Annotated in this window: 17 protein-coding genes; 11 read left to right on the top strand and 6 right to left on the bottom strand. The window is 72.9% G+C overall.

What is annotated here, in order from left to right:
* Positions 1-72 precede the first annotated feature (72 nt).
* Entirely contained in the window at positions 73-1,458 is a 1,386-nt protein-coding gene (locus tag ACH4F6_RS27520) for an NADP-dependent succinic semialdehyde dehydrogenase (protein WP_397963127.1), read from the top strand.
* A 25-nt stretch (positions 1,459-1,483) separates the two neighbouring features.
* Positions 1,484-1,720 carry a DUF6213 family protein gene (locus tag ACH4F6_RS27515; protein WP_397963022.1) on the top strand — a complete coding sequence of 79 codons (237 nt, stop codon included), beginning with the start codon at positions 1,484-1,486 and terminating at the stop codon, positions 1,718-1,720.
* Positions 1,721-1,913: 193 nt separating this feature from the next.
* Here the strand turns inward: ACH4F6_RS27515 and ACH4F6_RS27510 are convergent, their stop codons facing one another.
* Positions 1,914-3,140: an acyl-CoA dehydrogenase family protein gene (locus ACH4F6_RS27510; RefSeq protein WP_397963126.1), complete on the bottom strand. Its 1,227-nt coding sequence runs from the start codon at positions 3,138-3,140 to the stop codon at positions 1,914-1,916.
* A 167-nt stretch (positions 3,141-3,307) separates the two neighbouring features.
* Here ACH4F6_RS27510 and ACH4F6_RS27505 point away from each other — a divergent pair, with 167 nt between their 5' ends.
* On the top strand, positions 3,308-3,952 hold the full coding sequence (locus tag ACH4F6_RS27505; protein WP_397963021.1) for a TetR family transcriptional regulator: 645 nt from the start codon (positions 3,308-3,310) through the stop codon (positions 3,950-3,952).
* Between the two features lie 79 nt (positions 3,953-4,031).
* Here ACH4F6_RS27505 and def read toward each other — a convergent pair whose 3' ends face one another.
* Complete coding sequence (gene def, locus ACH4F6_RS27500; RefSeq protein ID WP_397963020.1) at positions 4,032-4,586, bottom strand: peptide deformylase; 555 nt, start codon at positions 4,584-4,586, stop codon at positions 4,032-4,034.
* A 157-nt stretch (positions 4,587-4,743) separates the two neighbouring features.
* On the opposite strand from def, the gene ACH4F6_RS27495 reads away from it, so the two are divergent.
* The 5 genes from ACH4F6_RS27495 to ACH4F6_RS27475 all read left to right on the top strand — a co-directional run bounded on the left by ACH4F6_RS27495 (position 4,744) and on the right by ACH4F6_RS27475 (position 9,448).
* On the top strand, positions 4,744-5,982 hold the full coding sequence (locus tag ACH4F6_RS27495) for a MurT ligase domain-containing protein (protein ID WP_397963019.1): 1,239 nt from the start codon (positions 4,744-4,746) through the stop codon (positions 5,980-5,982).
* Between the two features lie 20 nt (positions 5,983-6,002).
* Positions 6,003-6,731 carry a type 1 glutamine amidotransferase gene (locus tag ACH4F6_RS27490; protein WP_397963018.1) on the top strand — a complete coding sequence of 243 codons (729 nt, stop codon included), beginning with the start codon at positions 6,003-6,005 and terminating at the stop codon, positions 6,729-6,731.
* 215 nt (positions 6,732-6,946) lie between these two features.
* A complete protein-coding gene (locus ACH4F6_RS27485; RefSeq protein ID WP_397963017.1) occupies positions 6,947-7,972 on the top strand; it encodes a 6-phosphofructokinase in 1,026 nt (341 codons plus the stop codon).
* Between the two features lie 106 nt (positions 7,973-8,078).
* On the top strand, positions 8,079-9,029 hold the full coding sequence (locus ACH4F6_RS27480; RefSeq protein WP_397963016.1) for a cytochrome c oxidase assembly protein: 951 nt from the start codon (positions 8,079-8,081) through the stop codon (positions 9,027-9,029).
* A 248-nt stretch (positions 9,030-9,277) separates the two neighbouring features.
* Positions 9,278-9,448, top strand: coding sequence for a hypothetical protein (locus tag ACH4F6_RS27475; protein ID WP_397963015.1), 171 nt, complete (start codon positions 9,278-9,280; stop codon positions 9,446-9,448).
* Positions 9,449-9,553: 105 nt separating this feature from the next.
* Here the strand turns inward: ACH4F6_RS27475 and ACH4F6_RS27470 are convergent, their stop codons facing one another.
* From ACH4F6_RS27470 to ACH4F6_RS27455, 4 genes are read right to left on the bottom strand one after another with little or no spacing between them, the layout of a single operon-like run.
* Positions 9,554-10,759 (bottom strand): sensor histidine kinase, encoded by a 1,206-nt coding sequence (locus tag ACH4F6_RS27470; protein ID WP_397963014.1) that lies wholly within the window; start codon positions 10,757-10,759, stop codon positions 9,554-9,556.
* The gene (locus tag ACH4F6_RS27465) at positions 10,756-12,471 is read right to left on the bottom strand and encodes a cation acetate symporter (protein WP_397963013.1); all 1,716 of its coding nucleotides are present in this window, start codon (positions 12,469-12,471) and stop codon (positions 10,756-10,758) included. The genes ACH4F6_RS27470 and ACH4F6_RS27465 overlap by 4 nt, the downstream gene beginning before the upstream one ends.
* Positions 12,468-12,863, bottom strand: coding sequence for a hypothetical protein (locus ACH4F6_RS27460; protein WP_397963012.1), 396 nt, complete (start codon positions 12,861-12,863; stop codon positions 12,468-12,470). The genes ACH4F6_RS27465 and ACH4F6_RS27460 overlap by 4 nt, the downstream gene beginning before the upstream one ends.
* Before the next feature lie 2 nt (positions 12,864-12,865).
* On the bottom strand, positions 12,866-13,615 hold the full coding sequence (locus ACH4F6_RS27455; RefSeq protein WP_397963011.1) for a LytR/AlgR family response regulator transcription factor: 750 nt from the start codon (positions 13,613-13,615) through the stop codon (positions 12,866-12,868).
* A 78-nt stretch (positions 13,616-13,693) separates the two neighbouring features.
* Between ACH4F6_RS27455 and ACH4F6_RS27450 the strand changes: the two genes are divergently transcribed.
* The 3 genes from ACH4F6_RS27450 (at position 13,694) to rocD (ending at position 16,349) form a co-directional block, all read left to right on the top strand.
* Positions 13,694-14,197 carry an Lrp/AsnC family transcriptional regulator gene (locus tag ACH4F6_RS27450; protein WP_397963010.1) on the top strand — a complete coding sequence of 168 codons (504 nt, stop codon included), beginning with the start codon at positions 13,694-13,696 and terminating at the stop codon, positions 14,195-14,197.
* Positions 14,198-14,322: 125 nt separating this feature from the next.
* Complete coding sequence (gene ddaH, locus ACH4F6_RS27445) at positions 14,323-15,135, top strand: dimethylargininase (protein WP_397963009.1); 813 nt, start codon at positions 14,323-14,325, stop codon at positions 15,133-15,135.
* A complete protein-coding gene (gene rocD / locus ACH4F6_RS27440; RefSeq protein ID WP_397963008.1) occupies positions 15,132-16,349 on the top strand; it encodes an ornithine--oxo-acid transaminase in 1,218 nt (405 codons plus the stop codon). The genes ddaH and rocD overlap by 4 nt, the downstream gene beginning before the upstream one ends.
* Positions 16,350-16,468: the final 119 nt, after the last annotated feature.

The following is a 16,468-nucleotide window of genomic DNA, read 5'->3' as shown; positions in this document are numbered from 1 at the left end:
GGCGCGTACGCGTTGCGGGGCTCGGCGCGGCGCGCGAAGGTCGAAGCACAGCCAGTAACCAGGAGGTCGGTCATGCCCATCGCGACGGTGAACCCGGCGAACGGCGAGACGCTCAAGGCGTACGAGGCGATGGGCGAGGAGGAGCTCGAACGCCGGCTCCAGCTCGCCGAGGCCACGTTCCGCACGTACCGCACGACGGCGTTCGCCGAGCGCGCCCGGCTGCTCGACCGGGCCGCCGGCCTCCTCGACGAGGACCGGGCCGAGATCGCGCGCGTGATGACCACCGAGATGGGCAAGCCGGTGAAGCAGGCGCGCGCGGAGGCCGCGAAGTGCGCCAAGGCGATGCGCTGGTACGCCGAGCGCGCCGAGGCGCTGCTCGCCGACGAGGAGCCGGCCGAGGCGGACGTGAAGGACTCCGGCGCCTCGCGCGCCCTGGTCCGCTACCGGCCGATGGGCCCGGTGCTCGCGGTGATGCCGTGGAACTTCCCGCTGTGGCAGGTGGTGCGCTTCGCCGCGCCCGCGCTGATGGCGGGCAACGTCGGCCTGCTCAAGCACGCCTCGAACGTCCCGCAGACGGCCCTCTACCTGGAGGACCTGTTCCACCGGGCGGGCTTCCCGGAGGGCTGCTTCCAGACCCTGCTGATCGGTTCCGCCGCGGTCGACGACATCCTGCGCGACGAACGGATCAAGGCGGCCACCCTCACCGGCAGCGAGCCCGCCGGGCGGGCGGTCGGCTCCACCGCCAGCCAGATGATCAAGAAGACGGTGCTGGAGCTGGGCGGCAGCGACCCGTACGTGGTCATGCCGTCGGCGGACGTGGACCGGGCCGCCGAGGTCGCGGTGACCGCGCGCGTGCAGAACAACGGGCAGTCGTGCATCGCCGCCAAGCGGTTCATCGTCCACACGGACGTGTACGACCGGTTCGCCGAACGCTTCACCGAGGGGATGCGGGCGCTGCGGATCGGCGACCCGCTGGAGGAGGACACCGAGGTCGGTCCGCTGGCCAGCGAGCGGGGGCGCGACGACCTGGAGGAGCTGGTGGACGACGCCAAGCGCAGCGGGGCGACGGTGCTGTGCGGGGGCGAACGGCCGGACGGGCCCGGCTGGTACTACCCGCCGACCGTCCTGGCCGGCGTCACCCGGGAGATGCGCATCCACCGCGAGGAGGCCTTCGGACCGGTCGCCACGCTGTACCGGGCCGCCGACCTGGACGAGGCGGTCCTCATCGCCAACGACACCCCGTTCGGCCTGAGTTCGAACGTCTGGACGCGGGACGAGGCCGACGTCGACCGCTTCGTGCGGGACCTGGAGGCGGGCGGCGTCTACGTCAACGGCATGACGGCCTCCCACCCGGCGCTCCCGTTCGGCGGGGTCAAGCGGTCGGGCTACGGGCGTGAGCTGTCCGGGCACGGAATCCGGGAGTTCTGCAACATCACCACGGTTTGGCACGGTGCGTGACGCTTCCGCGGCTACGATCCCGTCTGTGAACCGCGAAGTGACTCTGCCTCTGATCGTCGACGACCGCGGGCACTTGCAGGTGGCCGCGGCCGACGTGAGCAAGCTGCTGCGCACACTGGGCGGTCGGTGGCTGCATCTCGTCGAGGCGGGGGCGGAGGACCTGGACGAGGACACCGTGGCGGCCCTGACCATCGAGCTGGCCAAGCTGGCCGACCGGATCGACGTGGCGTGCATCGCCCACAGCAGCGGGAGCACTCCGTAGGGGGCGCGGGTGCGTCGTGGCCGGTCGCGCCCATGCGACGGAGCCCCACACCGGCACAGCCCCGCGCCCCTCGGGGGCTGCCGTCATCGGCACCGGAAAGGGGCACGGCAGGACAGCCGACCGAGGGGCGCGGGGAACTGCGCGACCAGCCGTCGACGGGCCGCGGGCCGCATCGCACGGTCGCCCCGCGGCGCTACCGGATCGGCATCCCGGACAGCGTCCGGGCGATGACGAGCCGCTGGATCTCGCTCGTCCCCTCGAAGATGGTGTAGATCGCGCTGTCGCGGTGCATCCGCTCCACCGGGTACTCACGGGTGTAGCCGTTGCCGCCGAGGATCTGGACGGCCTGGGCCGTGACCTTCTTGGCCGTCTCACTCGCGAACAGCTTGGACATCGAGCCCTCGGCCGCGGTGAACGGCTTGCCGTTGATCGCCATCCAGGACGCCCGCCACACCAGCAGCCGCGCCGCGTCGACGGACGTCCGCATGTCCGCGAGCTGGAAGGCGACGCCCTGGTTGTCGATGATCGGGCGGCCGAACTGCTCGCGGGTCTTCGCGTAGTCGAGGGCGACCTCGTACGCGGCGCGGGCCGTGCCGACGGCCATCGCGCCGACCGCCGGGCGGGAGGCCTCGAACGTGGCCATCGCCGCGTTCTTCACCCGCTCGCCGCCCGTCCTGGCCCGCTCGCGGGCCCGCGCCAGCCGCTCGTCCAGCTTCTCCTTGCCGCCGAGCAGGCAGGAGCCGGGGACGCGCACGTCGTCGAGGATCACCTCGGCGGTGTGCGAGGCGCGGATGCCGTGCTTCTTGAACTTCTGGCCCTGGGCGAGGCCGGGCGTGCCGGGCGGGACGATGAAGGACGCGTGGCCCTTGGAGCCCAGCTCGGGGTCGACGACCGCGACGACCACGTGGACGTTGGCGATGCCGCCGTTGGTCGCCCAGGTCTTCGTGCCGTTGATCACCCACTCGTCCTTGGCCTCGTCGTACACGGCACGCGTGCGCATGGAGCCGACGTCCGAGCCGGCGTCGGGCTCGGAGGAGCAGAAGGCGGCCACCTTGACATCGTTGGCGTCGCCGTACATCTGGGGGATCCAGGTGCCGATCTGCTCCTCGGTGCCGTTGGCGAGGACGCCCACGGCGGCGAGGCCGGTGCCGACGATGGACAGGGCGATGCCGGCGTCGCCCCAGAACAGCTCCTCCATGGCCATCGGGATGCCGAGGCCGGTGGGGTCGAAGTACTGCTGGGCGTAGAAGTCCAGGGAGTAGATGCCGACCTTGGCGGCCTCCTGGATGACCGGCCAGGGAGTCTCCTCACGCTCGTCCCATTCGGCGGCCGCGGGGCGGATGACGTCGGCGGCGAAACCGTGCAGCCAGTCGCGGACCTCCTTCTGTTCGTCGTTGAGCTCCATGGTGAACTCGGCCATGTCCCCTCCAGCGGCGACGCGCACGTTACTAACGGTAACGCGAGTCTGTTACCGGTCGGTAGGAAAAGTCAACTCCTGATGGGCCCCGGCAGCCCGTTCGATGTCGGACGGCCGTCAGGTGTTAGTTTGCGCAGGCGTCACCGAATCAGCACGGGTGGGGAGAGCACATGGACACCACGCAGCGGACCGAGCAGCAGCGGTCCGCCGACCGCCGACGGCGCGAGCTGCTGGAGGCCGCGGACCGCGTGGTGCTCCGGGACGGCCCGCAGGCGTCGATGAACGCCATCGCCGCCGAGGCCGGCATCACCAAGCCGATCCTCTACCGCCACTTCGGTGACAAGGGCGGCCTGTACGCCGCCCTCGCCAAGCGGCACACGGACGCGCTGCTGGACTCGCTGCGGGCGGCGCTGGACGCTCCCGCCGAGCGCCGGGAGCGGGTCGAGGCCACGCTGGACACCTACCTCGCCGCCATCGAGGCCCGCCCCCAGGTGTACCGGTTCCTGATGCACCCCTCCGAGGGCGGCCAGGGCGGGGACCAGGGGTTCGACGTCGGCAAACACTCCGCTCCGCTGCTGCGCCGCATGGGTGAGGAGCTGGCCCAGGTCGTCGAGGACCGGCTGGACCTCGGGCCCGGAAGCCAGCAGCTCTCCCGGGTGTGGGGGCACGGGATCGTCGGGATGATGCACGCCGCGGGCGACTGGTGGCTCGGGGAGCGGCCGTGCTCCCGGGCCGAGCTGGTGCGCGGTCTCGCCGACCTGCTGTGGGGCCGCCTCGCGGCGGCGGGTGACAGGACGGGCGGTCCGGGGTTCTGACGGCCGTGCGCCGGGTACGGCCGCGGGCCGTCGGGCGGGCCCGCGCCGCGCGGCCGCGCACCGGCACGGCCCCGCGCCCCTAATCCGGCGATCCCGCCCGGCTCCAGGAGGCCCGCGCCACCCGGCGCATCAGGCGCCGGCGCCGCAGGCCGGTCACCCGGTCCGCGTACACCGTGCCCTCCAGGTGGTCGCACTCGTGCTGCAGGCACCGCGCGAAGAAACCCGTGCCGTGCACCCGCACCGGCTCCCCCGTCACCGTGACGCCCTCGACCACGGCGTGGTCGTAGCGCTCCGTCCCCGCCTCCAGGCCCGGCAGGGACAGGCAGCCCTCCGGGCCCCGCAGGACGATCCCGTCCGCCTCCACCAGGCGCGGGTTCACGACGTGGCCCAGGTGGCGGACCTCCTCGTCGTCGGGACAGTCGTAGACGAAGACGCGCAGGGGCTCGCCGACCTGGTTGGCGGCGAGGCCCACGCCCCGGGCCGCGTACATCGTGGCGAACATGTCCTCGACGAGGCGGGCGAGGCCGGGACCGAAGTCGGTGACCTCGCGGCAGGGTTCCCGCAGGACGGGGTCGCCGAGCAGGGTGAGAGCCCGGACCCGCCCTCGGGCGCCGGGGATGGAGCCGTGTCGCATGGCGGCAAGGGTACGGTCCTTCCTGACACGCGCATGCCGCACGCGGCGTGGAACGGTCCCGCGATTCGGGAGTGTGAATGGATCTCGATAGGCTGACCACCTACCACGTTGCCGACAGGCTTCAGCGCGGCGCGTACGCAAGGAGGATCGAGAACTGATGGCAGGCAACTCGGACCCGCTCACGCCGCGGGCCAAGCTCGCCGTGACCGCGGGCAAGGCGGTCGCTGCGGCATCGCGCGCCGCGGGACGGGGCAGCGGTTCGGTGATCGGCGGCCGGGTGGCGCTGAAACTCGACCCCGACCTCCTCGCCCGGCTCGCCCAGAACCTGGACGTGGTCCTCGTCTCGGCGACCAACGGCAAGACCACGACCACCCGGCTGATCGCGGAGGCGCTGCGCGCCGCCGGACCGGTCGTGTCGAACGCGCTCGGCGCCAACATGCCGGCCGGCATCACCTCGGCGCTGGCGGGCGGTTCGGAGGCCAGGTACGGCGTGATCGAGGTCGACGAGAAGTACCTCGCGGGTGTGGCCCGGGACACCTCCCCCAAGTGCATCGCGCTGCTCAACCTCTCCCGCGACCAGCTCGACCGCGCCGCCGAGACCCGCATGCTCGCGGAGAACTGGCGCGAGGGGCTGGCCGGTTCCAAGGCCGTCGTCGTCGCCAACGCCGACGACCCGCTGGTGGTGTGGGCCGCGTCCTCCTCGCCCAACGTGGTCTGGGTGGCCGCCGGGCAGATGTGGAAGGACGACGCCTGGTCCTGCCCGTCCTGCGGCGGTGTGATGCAGCGCCCGGGCGACGACTGGTTCTGCGGCGAGTGCGGTTTCCGCCGGCCGACGCCGAGCTGGGTGCTCTCCGGCGACCACGTGCTCGACCCGCACGGCTCCGCCTGGCCGATCCACCTCCAGCTGCCCGGGCGCGCGAACAAGGCCAACGCCGCCTCGTCCGCCGCCGTGGCCGCCGTCTTCGGCGTGCCGCCGCAGGTGGCGCTGGAGCGCATGTACCAGGTGCAGGCCGTCGCCGGACGGTACGACGTCGTCCAGTTCATGCAGCGCGACCTGCGACTGCTGCTCGCGAAGAACCCGGCGGGCTGGCTCGAGACGTTCAGCCTGATCGACCCGCCGCCCACCCCGGTCATCCTCTCGGTGAACGCGCGCGGCGCCGACGGCACCGACACCTCCTGGCTGTGGGACGTCGACTACACCCGGCTGACCGGTCACCCGATCTTCGTCGTCGGCGACCGCAAGCTGGACCTCGCGGTGCGTCTGGAGGTCGCCAACCAGCACTTCCAGGTGTGCGAGAACGTCGACCAGGCCGTGCAGATGGCGCCGCCCGGCCGGATCGAGGTCATCGCGAACTACACCGCCTTCCAGGACCTGCGCCGCCGCGTCGGCAACTGACCCCGAGGAACCATCACGTGATGAGCGACAACCAACTGCGGGTCGTCTGGGTCTACCCGGACCTGCTCAGCACCTACGGCGACCAGGGCAACGTCCTGGTCGTGGAGCGCCGCGCGCGGCAGCGCGGCCTCGACGTGGCCCGCCTGGACGTGCGCAGCGACCAGCCGATCCCGACCTCCGGCGACATCTACCTCATCGGCGGCGGCGAGGACCGGCCGCAGCGCCTCGCGGCCGAGCGGCTGCGCCGCGACGGGCACCTGTACCAGGCGGTGCAGAACGGCGCGATCGTGTTCGCGGTGTGCGCCGGCTACCAGATCCTGGGCCACGAGTTCGTCAACGACCTCGGGCAGCGCGAGCCGGGCCTCGGCCTGCTCGACGTCACCACGGTGCGCGGCCAGGGCGAGCGGTGCGTCGGCGACGTCCTCGCCGACATCGACCCGCGCCTGGGCCTGCCGCCGCTGACCGGTTTCGAGAACCACCAGGGCGTCACCCAGCTCGGCCCGACCGCCCGCCCCCTCGCCCGCGTCCAGATCGGCAAGGGCAACGGCACCGGCGACGGCACCGAGGGCGCGTACAACGACACCGTGTTCGGCACCTACATGCACGGCCCGGTGCTCGCCCGCAACCCGCTCATCGCGGACCTGCTGCTGAAGCTGGCGCTCGACGTGAACGCTCTCCCGCCGACCGACGACCGCTGGTACGAGGCGCTGCGCAACGAGCGGATCGCGGCCGCGCAGCAGCCCGCCTGACCACCGGACCGCGGCAGCCGGGTGACCCGGATGTTCACCCGATCGCCGGAGTGCCGTCAGCGGCCCGTCTGACGGTGCGTCCGCACAGGTGAGCAGGCACGTCCAGCAGGCGGACGTGTGCTTCGGCCCCGCCCCCTCCTGCCGCTAGGGTGGCGGGGATCGAGCCGGACAACGCGGTCCGGACCCGGCCCACGTCAAGAAGGTTGTTTCGGGCTATGCGCATTGGTGTCCTCACGTCCGGCGGCGACTGCCCCGGCCTGAACGCCGTCATCCGGTCCGTCGTGCACCGTGCCGTCGTCGACCACGGCGACGAGGTCATCGGCTTCCGGGACGGCTGGAAGGGCCTCCTGGAGTGCGACTACCTCAAGCTCGACCTCGACGCGGTGGGCGGCATCCTCGCCCGCGGCGGCACGATCCTCGGCTCCTCCCGCGTCCAGCCCTCGCACCTGCGGGACGGTGTGGAGCGGGCCAAGGGCCACGTCGAGGAACTCGGCCTCGACGCGATCATCCCGATCGGCGGTGAGGGCACGCTCAAGGCGGCCCGGCTGATGTCGGACAGCGGCCTGCCCGTGGTGGGCGTGCCGAAGACCATCGACAACGACATCGCCGTCACGGACGTCACCTTCGGCTTCGACACGGCCGTCGGTGTCGCGACGGAGGCCCTCGACCGGCTCAAGACCACCGCCGAGTCCCACCAGCGGGTCCTCGTCGTGGAGGTCATGGGCCGCCACACCGGCTGGATAGCGCTGCACTCCGGCATGGCGGCCGGCGCCCACGCCATCGTCGTCCCCGAGCGGCCCTTCGACATCGAGGAGCTGGCGCGGCGGGTCGGTGAGCGGTTCGAGGCGGGCAAGCGGTTCGCCATCGTCGTCGCGGCGGAGGGTGCCAAGCCGGCGCCCGGCACCATGGCCTTCGACGAGGGCGGCAAGGACGTCTACGGGCACGAGCGGTTCGCCGGCATCGCCCGCCAGCTGTCCCTGGAGCTGGAGTCGCGGCTCGGGAAGGAAGCCCGTCCGGTCATCCTCGGGCACGTGCAGCGGGGCGGTACGCCGACCGCGTACGACCGGGTGCTGGCGACCCGCTTCGGGTGGCACGCCGTGGAGGCCGTGCACCGGGGCGAGTTCGGCAGGATGACGGCCCTGCGGGGCACGGACATCGTGACGGTGCCCCTGGCCGAGGCCGTCGAGACGCTGAAGACCGTGCCCGAGGAGCGCTACGCGGAGGCGGAGACCGTCCTGTAGCGAAGCGGTCCTGCCCCCACGGCCCCCGGTGACGAAGATCGCCGGGGGCCGCTCTAGTCTGGGGGCGGTAAAACGCACAACCCCCCACGAATCAGGAGCGGGCGGAATGGATCACAGCGGGCACGGCACGACCATGGATCTGCCGCCGTTCACGCTGGGGCGAGGTCTTCAGTGGTCGGCGGACCCGTTCTTCCTCGTCGCCTGTCTGGTGGGGCTGGCCCTGTACGGGTGGGCCGTCGTGCGGCTGCGGCGGCGCGGGGACGACTGGCCGGTGGCGCGGACCGTGTCGTACGCGGCCGGCGTGCTGACCGTGGCGCTGATGATGTGCACCAGGCTGAACGACTACGGGATGGTCATGTTCAGCGTGCACATGGTGCAGCACATGGTGATCAGCATGCTGTCGCCGATCCTGATCCTGCTCGGCGCCCCGGTCACGCTGGCCCTGCGGGCGCTGCCGACGGCGGGCAGGGGCCGCAGGGGCCCGCGCGAGCTGCTGCTGATGCTGCTGCACAGCCGGTACATGCGCGTCATCACCCACCCCGTGTTCACCATCCCGCTGTTCATCGCGAGCCTGTACGCGCTGTACTTCACCCCGCTGTTCGACTTCCTGATGGGCTCCAGGACGGGGCACGTCGCGATGATGGTGCACTTCCTCGCCGTCGGCGTGGTGTTCTTCTGGCCGATCATCGGGGTGGACCCGGGGCCGCACCGGCCCGGCCACCTGATGCGGATGCTGGAGCTGTTCGCGGGCATGCCCTTCCACGCGTTCTTCGGCATCGCGCTGATGATGGCGTCGACGCCGATGGTGGAGTCGTTCCGGAACCCGCCCGCCTCCCTGGGCATCGACGCGCTCTCCGACCAGAACGCGGCCGGCGGCATCGCCTGGGCCTTCAGTGAGATCCCGTCGGTGCTGGTGCTGATAGCGCTGCTGTTCCAGTGGTACGGCTCCGAGAAGCGGCAGGCCAGGCGCAAGGACCGGGCCGCCGACCGGGACGGCGACAAGGAGCTCGAGGCGTACAACGCCTATCTGGCCTCGCTGAACGCACGCCAGGGCTGACGCAGACGCCGGGGGCCTTCCCCCGGCGTCTGCGTCGTGTCCGCGCCCCGCGGGCTGCCGCGGTCCGCCTCCGCCTCCGCCGACGTCGACGACCCGGGCGGGGCCCGGGCCAAAGTCCCGCCGCCGGACCGGCGGCGGAGCCCGGAAGTCCGCAACCCGTTACGCCGTCCGCGCGGTACGGAGGCGGAATGGGGGCACCATGGTGGGGGACGCATCCTGAGGAGGGTGTGCCGGAGGAGGGTGTCGCGATGCCCGGTTCCACGGACGGTTCCACGAAGACCATGGGGGTGCTCACCCTCGGCGGGCTCGTGGCGGTGACGGCCTACACGGTGGCGCTCGGCAGCAACGGCTGGCTGTGGTTCGGCTGGGTCGTGCTCGGGCTGATCACGCTCGCGATGGTCATGATGCGCACGACCTGAGGCCCCGCGCGCCCGGAGGGCTCGCCGCGCCCGAGGCCTACTCGGGCGCGAGGCCTACTCGGGCGCGAGGCCTCCTCGGGCGCGAGGCCTCCTCGGGCGCGAGGCCTACTCGGGCGCGAGGAGGGCTCCCGAGTGGACTCCCGGCTGGTACTTCGGCAGCCGGGCGGTGATCTTCATGCCCGCGCCCGGGGCGGTCTCGATGACGAGGCCGTAGTCGTCGCCGTACACCTGGCGGAGCCGGTCGTCGACGTTGGACAGGCCGATGCCGCCCGACGGGCTGACCTCGCCCGCCAGGATGCGGCGCAGCAGCTCCGGATCCATGCCGGCGCCGTCGTCCTCGATGACGACGAGCGCCTCGGCGCCCGTGTCCTGGGCGGTGATCCGGATGTGGCACTTGTCGGCCTTGCCCTCCAGCCCGTGCTTGACGGCGTTCTCGACGAGGGGCTGCAGGCAGAGGAACGGCAGGGTGACCGGGAGGACCTCCGGGGCGATCTGGAGGGTCACGGAGAGCCGGTCGCCGAAGCGGGCCCGGACGAGCGCCAGGTAGTGGTCGATGGCGTGGAGTTCGTCGGCGAGGGTGGTGAAGTCGCCGTGCCGGCGGAACGAGTAGCGGGTGAAGTCGGCGAACTCCAGGAGCAGCTCGCGGGCCCGTTCGGGGTCGGTGCGGACGAACGACGCGATCACCGCGAGCGAGTTGAAGATGAAGTGCGGGGAGATCTGGGCGCGCAGGGCCTTGATCTCGGCCTCGATCAGACGGGTGCGGGACCGGTCGAGGTCGGCCAGCTCCAGCTGGACGCTGACCCAGCGGGCCACCTCCCCGGCCGCCCGGACGAGGACGGCGGACTCCCGGGGCGCGCAGGCGACGAGGACGCCGTGCACCCGGTCGTCGACGGTGAGCGGCGCGACCACGGCCCAGCGGACGGGGCAGTCGGGGGCGTCGCAGGTGAGCGGGAAGGCCTCGCCGCGGCCGGTGTCCAGCGGGCCGGAGAGCCGGGCCATGATCTCGGTGCGGTGGTGCGCGCCCACCCCGTCCCAGACGAGGACCCGCTGGTGGTCGGTCAGGCACAGGGCGTCGGTGCCGAGGAGGGTGCGCAGCCGGCGGGCCGACTTGCGGGCCGTCTCCTCGGTGAGGCCGGCCCGCAGCGGGGGCGCGGCGAGGGTGGCGGTGTGCAGGGTCTGGAAGGTGGCGTGCTCGACGGGGGTGCCGAGGCCGCCGAGGGTCTCGGGGCGGGCGGTGCGCCGGCCCAGCCAGAAGCCGAGGGCGAGGAAGGGGAGGATCGCGATGCACAGGCCCGCCAGGAAGCCGCTCATGCCTTCACCTCCGCCGTCCTCAGCTCCTCGGGGAGGTGGAAGCGGGCCAGGATCGCCGCCGTCCCGGCCGGGACCCGGCCCGGGGTCGCCAGGGACACCAGGACCATGGTGAGGAAGCCCAGCGGCACCGACCACAGGGCGGGCCAGGCGAGCAGGGCGTGCGGTGTGCCCGTCACGGGGAGGCCGGCCATGGTCGCGGCGACCGCGGCGAACGCCGAGCCGCCGCCCACGAGCATCCCGGCCGCGGCCCCGGGCGGGGTGAGCCGCCGCCACCAGATGCCGAGGACGAGCAGCGGGCAGAACGACGACGCGGAGACGGCGAAGGCGAGGCCGACGGCGTCGGCCACCGGCAGCCCGCCCACCAGCACGCTCGCCGCAAGCGGCACGGTCATGGCCAGGCCGGTGCCCAGCCGGAAGTGGCGTACGCCCCGGGAGGGCAGCACGTCCTGGGTGAGCACGCCCGCCACGGCCATCGTCAGCCCCGACGCCGTGGACAGGAACGCGGCGAAGGCGCCCCCGGCGACCAGCGCGCCGAGCAGGTCTCCGCCGAGGCCGCCGATCATCCGGTCGGGCAGGAGCAGGACGGCGGCGTCGGCGTCGCCGGTGAGGGCGAGTTCGGGGGCGTAGAGGCGGCCGAGGGCGCCGTAGAGGGGCGGGAGCAGGTAGAAGCCGCCGATCAGGGCGAGGACGACGACGGTGGTGCGGCGGGCGGCGACGCCGTGCGGGCTGGTGTAGAAGCGGACGACGACGTGCGGCAGGCCCATGGTGCCGAGGAAGGTGGCGAGGATCAGCCCGTAGGTGGCGTACAGCGGGCGTTCCTCGCGGCCGGCGGCGAGGGAGGTGGACATGCCGCTGTTGCCGCCGCGCTCGGCGACGGGGACGGCGGTGCCCTGCGGGAAGGTCAGCCGGGTGCCCTGCGCGATGCGGTGGGTGCCGGCGGTGAGGCGCAGCCGCGCGCCGTCGTGCGCACGGCCGTCGACCGTGCCGCTCACGGTGACGGTCAGGGGCCGGTCCAGTCCGAGGTCGAGGGTGTCGTCGACCCGTACGGAGCGCTGCTCGCGGAAGGCGGGCGGTTCCTCGAAGGCCTGCCGGGGGGCGCCGTCGCCCTGCCAGGCGAGGGCCAGGAAGAGGGCGGGGACGAGGAGCGCGGTGAGTTTGAGCCAGTACTGGAAGGCCTGCACGAAGGTGATGCTGCGCATGCCGCCCGCGGCGACGGTCGCGGTGACGACGACGGCGACGATCAGTCCGCCGAGGGTCTCGGGCGCGCCGGTGAGGACCGTCAGCGTCAGTCCCGCGCCCTGCAGCTGGGGCAGCAGGTAGAGCCAGCCGACGCCGACGACGAAGGCGCCCGCGAGCCGCCGCACCGCCGGGGAGGCGAGGCGGGCCTCGGCGAAGTCGGGGAGGGTGTAGGCGCCGGAGCGGCGCAGCGGGGCGGCGACGAACAGCAGCAGCACCAGGTATCCGGCGGTGTAGCCGACCGGGTACCAGAGCATGTCGGGGCCCTGGACGAGGACCAGGCCGGCGATGCCGAGGAAGGAGGCGGCGGAGAGGTACTCGCCGCTGATGGCGGCCGCGTTGAGGCGGGGGCCGACGGTGCGGGAGGCGACGTAGAAGTCGGACGTCGTGCGGGAGATGCGCAGGCCGAAGGCGCCGACGAGGACGGTCGCCACGACCACGAGGGCGACGGCGGGGACGGCGTACGCGGAGTTCATCGGTCCTCGACCAGGCGCACCAGGTCGCGTTCGTTGCGTTCGGCGCGGCGGACGTACCAGCGGGCGAGCAGGACCAGCGGGACGTAGAGGCCGAAGCCGAGGACCGCCCACTCCAGGCGGCGGGCGCCGGGCAGCGCCGTGAACAGCAGGGGCAACGGTCCGATCAGGAGGGCGAGGACCGCGAAGACGGTGAGCGCGGCGCGCAGCTGGGTCCGCATCAGGGAGCGGACGTAGGTGTGGCCGAGAGTGGTCTGCTCGTCGATCTCGGTGCGCGGGCGGTGGTGGTCCGGGGCGTGGGGGTACCGCCCGCGCGAGCGGAGCCGGGCGTGGGGGAGGGTGCGGCGGGGCGGGGCGGTGACGACCACGCGCCGCTCGGCGGGATCCTGCGGCACGGCTACGGCCTCCTCATCAGCAGGTCCCGCAGTTCACGGGCGTGGCGGCGGCTGACCTGGAGCTCCTCGCCGCCGACCAGCACGCTGACCGTGCCCGCGTCCAGGCGGAGTTCGCCTATGTGGCGCAGGGCGACGAGGTGGCGGCGGTGGATGCGGACGAAGCCGCGGGCGCGCCAGCGGTCCTCCAGGGTGGACAGCGGGATCCGCACGAGGTGGCTGCCGCGGTCGGTGTGCAGCCGGGCGTAGTCGCCCCGGGCCTCGACGTGGGTGATGTCGTCGACGGCGACGAACCGGGTCACCCCGCCGAGTTCGACGGGTATGTGGTCGGGGTCGGGCTCGTGCACGGGGATGCGCGGGGCGGCCCCGCGCAGCTCGGCGGCGCGGCGGACGGCCTCGGCGAGGCGTTCCTTGCGGACGGGTTTGAGGACGTAGTCGACGGCCTTCAGGTCGAAGGCCTGGACGGCGAAGTCCTCGTGGGCGGTGACGAAGACGACCAGCGGCGGGCGGGCGAAGCCGGTGAGCAGCCGGGCCAGGTCGAGGCCGTCGAGGCCGGGCATCTGGATGTCGAGGAAGACGACGTCGACGGCGTCCGGGCCGTCGGGGCCGGACGCCAGGGCGCGGTTGATCCGGCGCAGGGCCTCGGTCGCGTCACCGGCGCCCTCCACGCTCCCGATCCGGGGATCCGCGGTGAGCAGGTACAGCAGCTCCTCCAGGGAGGGGCGTTCGTCGTCGACGGCGAGGGCGCGCAGCATGAACGTGGAGTGTAGGGGCGATCCGGACGGCTGGGCACGTGCCGGGGGTGGACGTATCCGCTGGATACAGTGCCGCCCATGAACAGCACACCGCCGCCGTTCGACGAACTCGACCGCAAGATCCTCACCGCGCTGATGACGAACGCCCGCACGAGCTTCGCCGAGATCGGTGCGGCGGTCGGGCTGTCGGCGACGGCGGTCAAGCGCCGGGTGGACCGGCTGCGGGACAGCGGGGTGATCACCGGGTTCACGGCCACGGTGAAGCCGTCGGCGCTGGGCTGGCGCACGGAGGCGTACGTGGAGGTGTACTGCGAGGGCGCGGCGCCGCCGCGGCGGCTCGCGGAGGTCGTGCGCAACCATCCGGAAATCACCGCGGCGATGACGGTGACGGGGGGCGCGGACGCGCTGCTGCACGTGCGGGCGCGGGACGTGGAGCACTTCGAGGAGGTGCTGGAGCGGATCCGCGTCGAGCCGTTCATCCGGAAGACGATCAGCGTGATGGTGCTGTCGCACCTGCTGCCGGAGAGCCCGGAGGCCGGCGCCACCCAGGTGGCTCCGGACGACGCAGCAGACGTGCGCTGAGCGGGTGCATCACGCAGTGATCCTGCGTGGACGCGCAGCGATGATTGCTTGTCGGGCGTACCGTCGCTTCCTACCGTGGTGTCAACCCCAAGTCGACACCGCAGGAAAAGCGGAGGAACCCCTCTGTGTCCTTCAGTCGTGTGCCGCGCTCCCGGCGCTTCCTGGTCTGTGAACCCAGACACTTCGCCGTGCAGTACGCCATCAATCCCTGGATGCACCCCGACACCCCCGTCGACGTCGACCTCGCGCACGAGCAGTGGCAGTCGCTGATCCGCGCGTACCGCGCCCACGGCCACGCCGTGGACGCCGTGGAGCCGGCTCCGGGCCTGCCCGACATGGTCTTCGCCGCGAACTCCGCGGTCGTCGTGGACGGCCGCGTCTTCGGCTCCCTCTTCCACGCGCCCGAGCGGCGCCCCGAGTCCGTGCACTACGACACCTGGTTCACGACGGCGGGCTACGACGTCCACCGGCCCGACTCCGTCTGCGAGGGCGAGGGCGACCTGGTGTGGACGGGCCGGTACATGCTGGCCGGCACCGGGTTCCGCACGACGCGGGAGGCGCACCGCGAGGTGCAGGAGTTCTTCGGCCACCCGGTGATCAGCCTGACGCTGGTGGACTCGCGCTTCTACCACCTGGACACGGCGCTGTTCGTCCTGGACGACGAGAACATCGCCTACTACCCGGAGGCCTTCTCGCCGGGCAGCCGGGCGGTGCTGGCGCGCCTGTACCCGGACGCGGTGGTCGCGACCCGCGAGGACGCGATGGCGTTCGGCCTCAACTCCGTCTCCGACGGCCGTCACGTCTTCATCGCGCCCCGGGCGGAGGCGCTCGCCGCCCGTCTGGCCGAGCGCGGCTATGTCCCCGTCCCCGTCGACCTGTCCGAGTTCCAGAAGGCCGGCGGTGGCATCAAGTGCTGCACCCAGGAGATCCGTCCATGACCGCACCCGCCCGTACGCGTGCCTCCGCCGATCTGATCCGGGCCGAGGAGCCCGTGCTCGCGCACAACTACCACCCGCTGCCCGTGGTCGTCGCCCGCGCCGAGGGCGCCTGGGTGGAGGACGTCGAGGGCCGTCGCTACCTCGACATGCTGGCCGGCTACTCGGCCCTCAACTTCGGCCACCGCCACCCCGCGCTGATCGAGGCGGCCCACGCCCAGCTGGACCGCCTCACCCTGACCTCCCGCGCCTTCCACAACGACCGCCTCGCCGGATTCGCCGAGCGGCTCGCGGAGTTGACGGGGCTGGACATGGTGCTGCCGATGAACACGGGCGCGGAGGCGGTCGAGAGCGGCATCAAGGTGGCCCGCAAGTGGGCGTACGAGGTGAAGGGCGTCCCGGCCGACCGGGCGACCGTCGTGGTGGCGGCGGACAACTTCCACGGCCGTACGACGACGATCGTGAGCTTCTCGACGGACGAGACGGCGCGGCAGGGCTTCGGCCCGTTCACGCCGGGCTTCCGGATCGTGCCGTACAACGACCTCGCGGCGCTCGAGGCGGCGGTCGACGAGACGACGGCCGCGGTGCTGATCGAGCCGATCCAGGGCGAGGCGGGTGTCCTCATCCCCGACGACGGCTACCTGGCGGGCGTGCGCGAGCTGACCCGCCGGGCCGGCTGCCTCTTCGTCGCGGACGAGATCCAGTCGGGGCTCGGCCGCACGGGCCGCACGCTGGCCGTGGAGCACGAGGGGGTCGTGCCCGACGTGCTGCTGCTGGGGAAGGCGCTGGGCGGCGGCATCGTGCCGGTGTCGGCGGTCGTCGCCCGGCGGGAGGTGCTGTCGGTGCTGCGGCCCGGGGAGCACGGGTCGACGTTCGGCGGGAACCCGCTGGCGGCGGCGGTCGGCACGGCGGTGGTGGAGCTCCTGGAGACGGGCGAGTTCCAGCAGCGGGCGGCCGAGCTGGGCGTCGTCCTGCGCGACGGCCTGACCGCCCTGGTCGGCAGGGGCGTCGTCGGCTTCCGCTCGCGGGGCCTGTGGGCCGGCGTCGACGTCGACCCGGCCCTCGGCACCGGCCGCGAGGTGAGCGAGCGCCTCATGCGGGAAGGCGTCCTGGTCAAGGACACCCACGGCTCGACGATCCGCCTGGCCCCGCCGCTGACGATCACCGCGGAGGAGCTCCGCTCGGCGCTCGGGGTCCTGGAGGGCGTCCTGTCGTAGCCCCCTGTCGCGGCCCGCCCGCCCGTCCGCGTCGCGGTTCACCGTCCGGGGCCGCGGCGGGGCGCCCGCCGCCCGCCGCCCGCCGCCCGCCGGAGGGGAGATCGTCCGGGCCGGGCGGC

This window comes from Streptomyces sp. NPDC017936 (assembly GCF_044328485.1).
Taxonomy (GTDB): Bacteria; Actinomycetota; Actinomycetes; order Streptomycetales; family Streptomycetaceae; genus Streptomyces.
This window is presented reverse-complemented; position numbering and strand designations above follow the sequence as displayed.

Bases quoted from the DNA above. Each gene is read 5' to 3' on its own strand.
- ACH4F6_RS27455 (WP_397963011.1), bottom strand. From the start codon at position 13,615: ATGCTGCGCGCCCTCGCCGTCGACGACGAACGCCCCTCCCTGGAGGAG.
- ACH4F6_RS27470 (WP_397963014.1), bottom strand. From the start codon at position 10,759: ATGAGCGGCTTCCTGGCGGGCCTGTGCATCGCGATCCTCCCCTTCCTC.
- ACH4F6_RS27510 (WP_397963126.1), bottom strand. From the start codon at position 3,140: ATGGCCGAGTTCACCATGGAGCTCAACGACGAACAGAAGGAGGTCCGC.
- ACH4F6_RS27520 (WP_397963127.1), top strand. From the start codon at position 73: ATGCCCATCGCGACGGTGAACCCGGCGAACGGCGAGACGCTCAAGGCG.
- ACH4F6_RS27485 (WP_397963017.1), top strand. From the start codon at position 6,947: ATGCGCATTGGTGTCCTCACGTCCGGCGGCGACTGCCCCGGCCTGAAC.
- ACH4F6_RS27490 (WP_397963018.1), top strand. From the start codon at position 6,003: ATGAGCGACAACCAACTGCGGGTCGTCTGGGTCTACCCGGACCTGCTC.
- def (WP_397963020.1), bottom strand. From the start codon at position 4,586: ATGCGACACGGCTCCATCCCCGGCGCCCGAGGGCGGGTCCGGGCTCTC.
- ACH4F6_RS27495 (WP_397963019.1), top strand. From the start codon at position 4,744: ATGGCAGGCAACTCGGACCCGCTCACGCCGCGGGCCAAGCTCGCCGTG.
- ACH4F6_RS27480 (WP_397963016.1), top strand. From the start codon at position 8,079: ATGGATCACAGCGGGCACGGCACGACCATGGATCTGCCGCCGTTCACG.
- ACH4F6_RS27465 (WP_397963013.1), bottom strand. From the start codon at position 12,471: ATGAACTCCGCGTACGCCGTCCCCGCCGTCGCCCTCGTGGTCGTGGCG.
- ACH4F6_RS27475 (WP_397963015.1), top strand. From the start codon at position 9,278: ATGCCCGGTTCCACGGACGGTTCCACGAAGACCATGGGGGTGCTCACC.
- ACH4F6_RS27450 (WP_397963010.1), top strand. From the start codon at position 13,694: ATGAACAGCACACCGCCGCCGTTCGACGAACTCGACCGCAAGATCCTC.
- rocD (WP_397963008.1), top strand. From the start codon at position 15,132: ATGACCGCACCCGCCCGTACGCGTGCCTCCGCCGATCTGATCCGGGCC.
- ACH4F6_RS27505 (WP_397963021.1), top strand. From the start codon at position 3,308: ATGGACACCACGCAGCGGACCGAGCAGCAGCGGTCCGCCGACCGCCGA.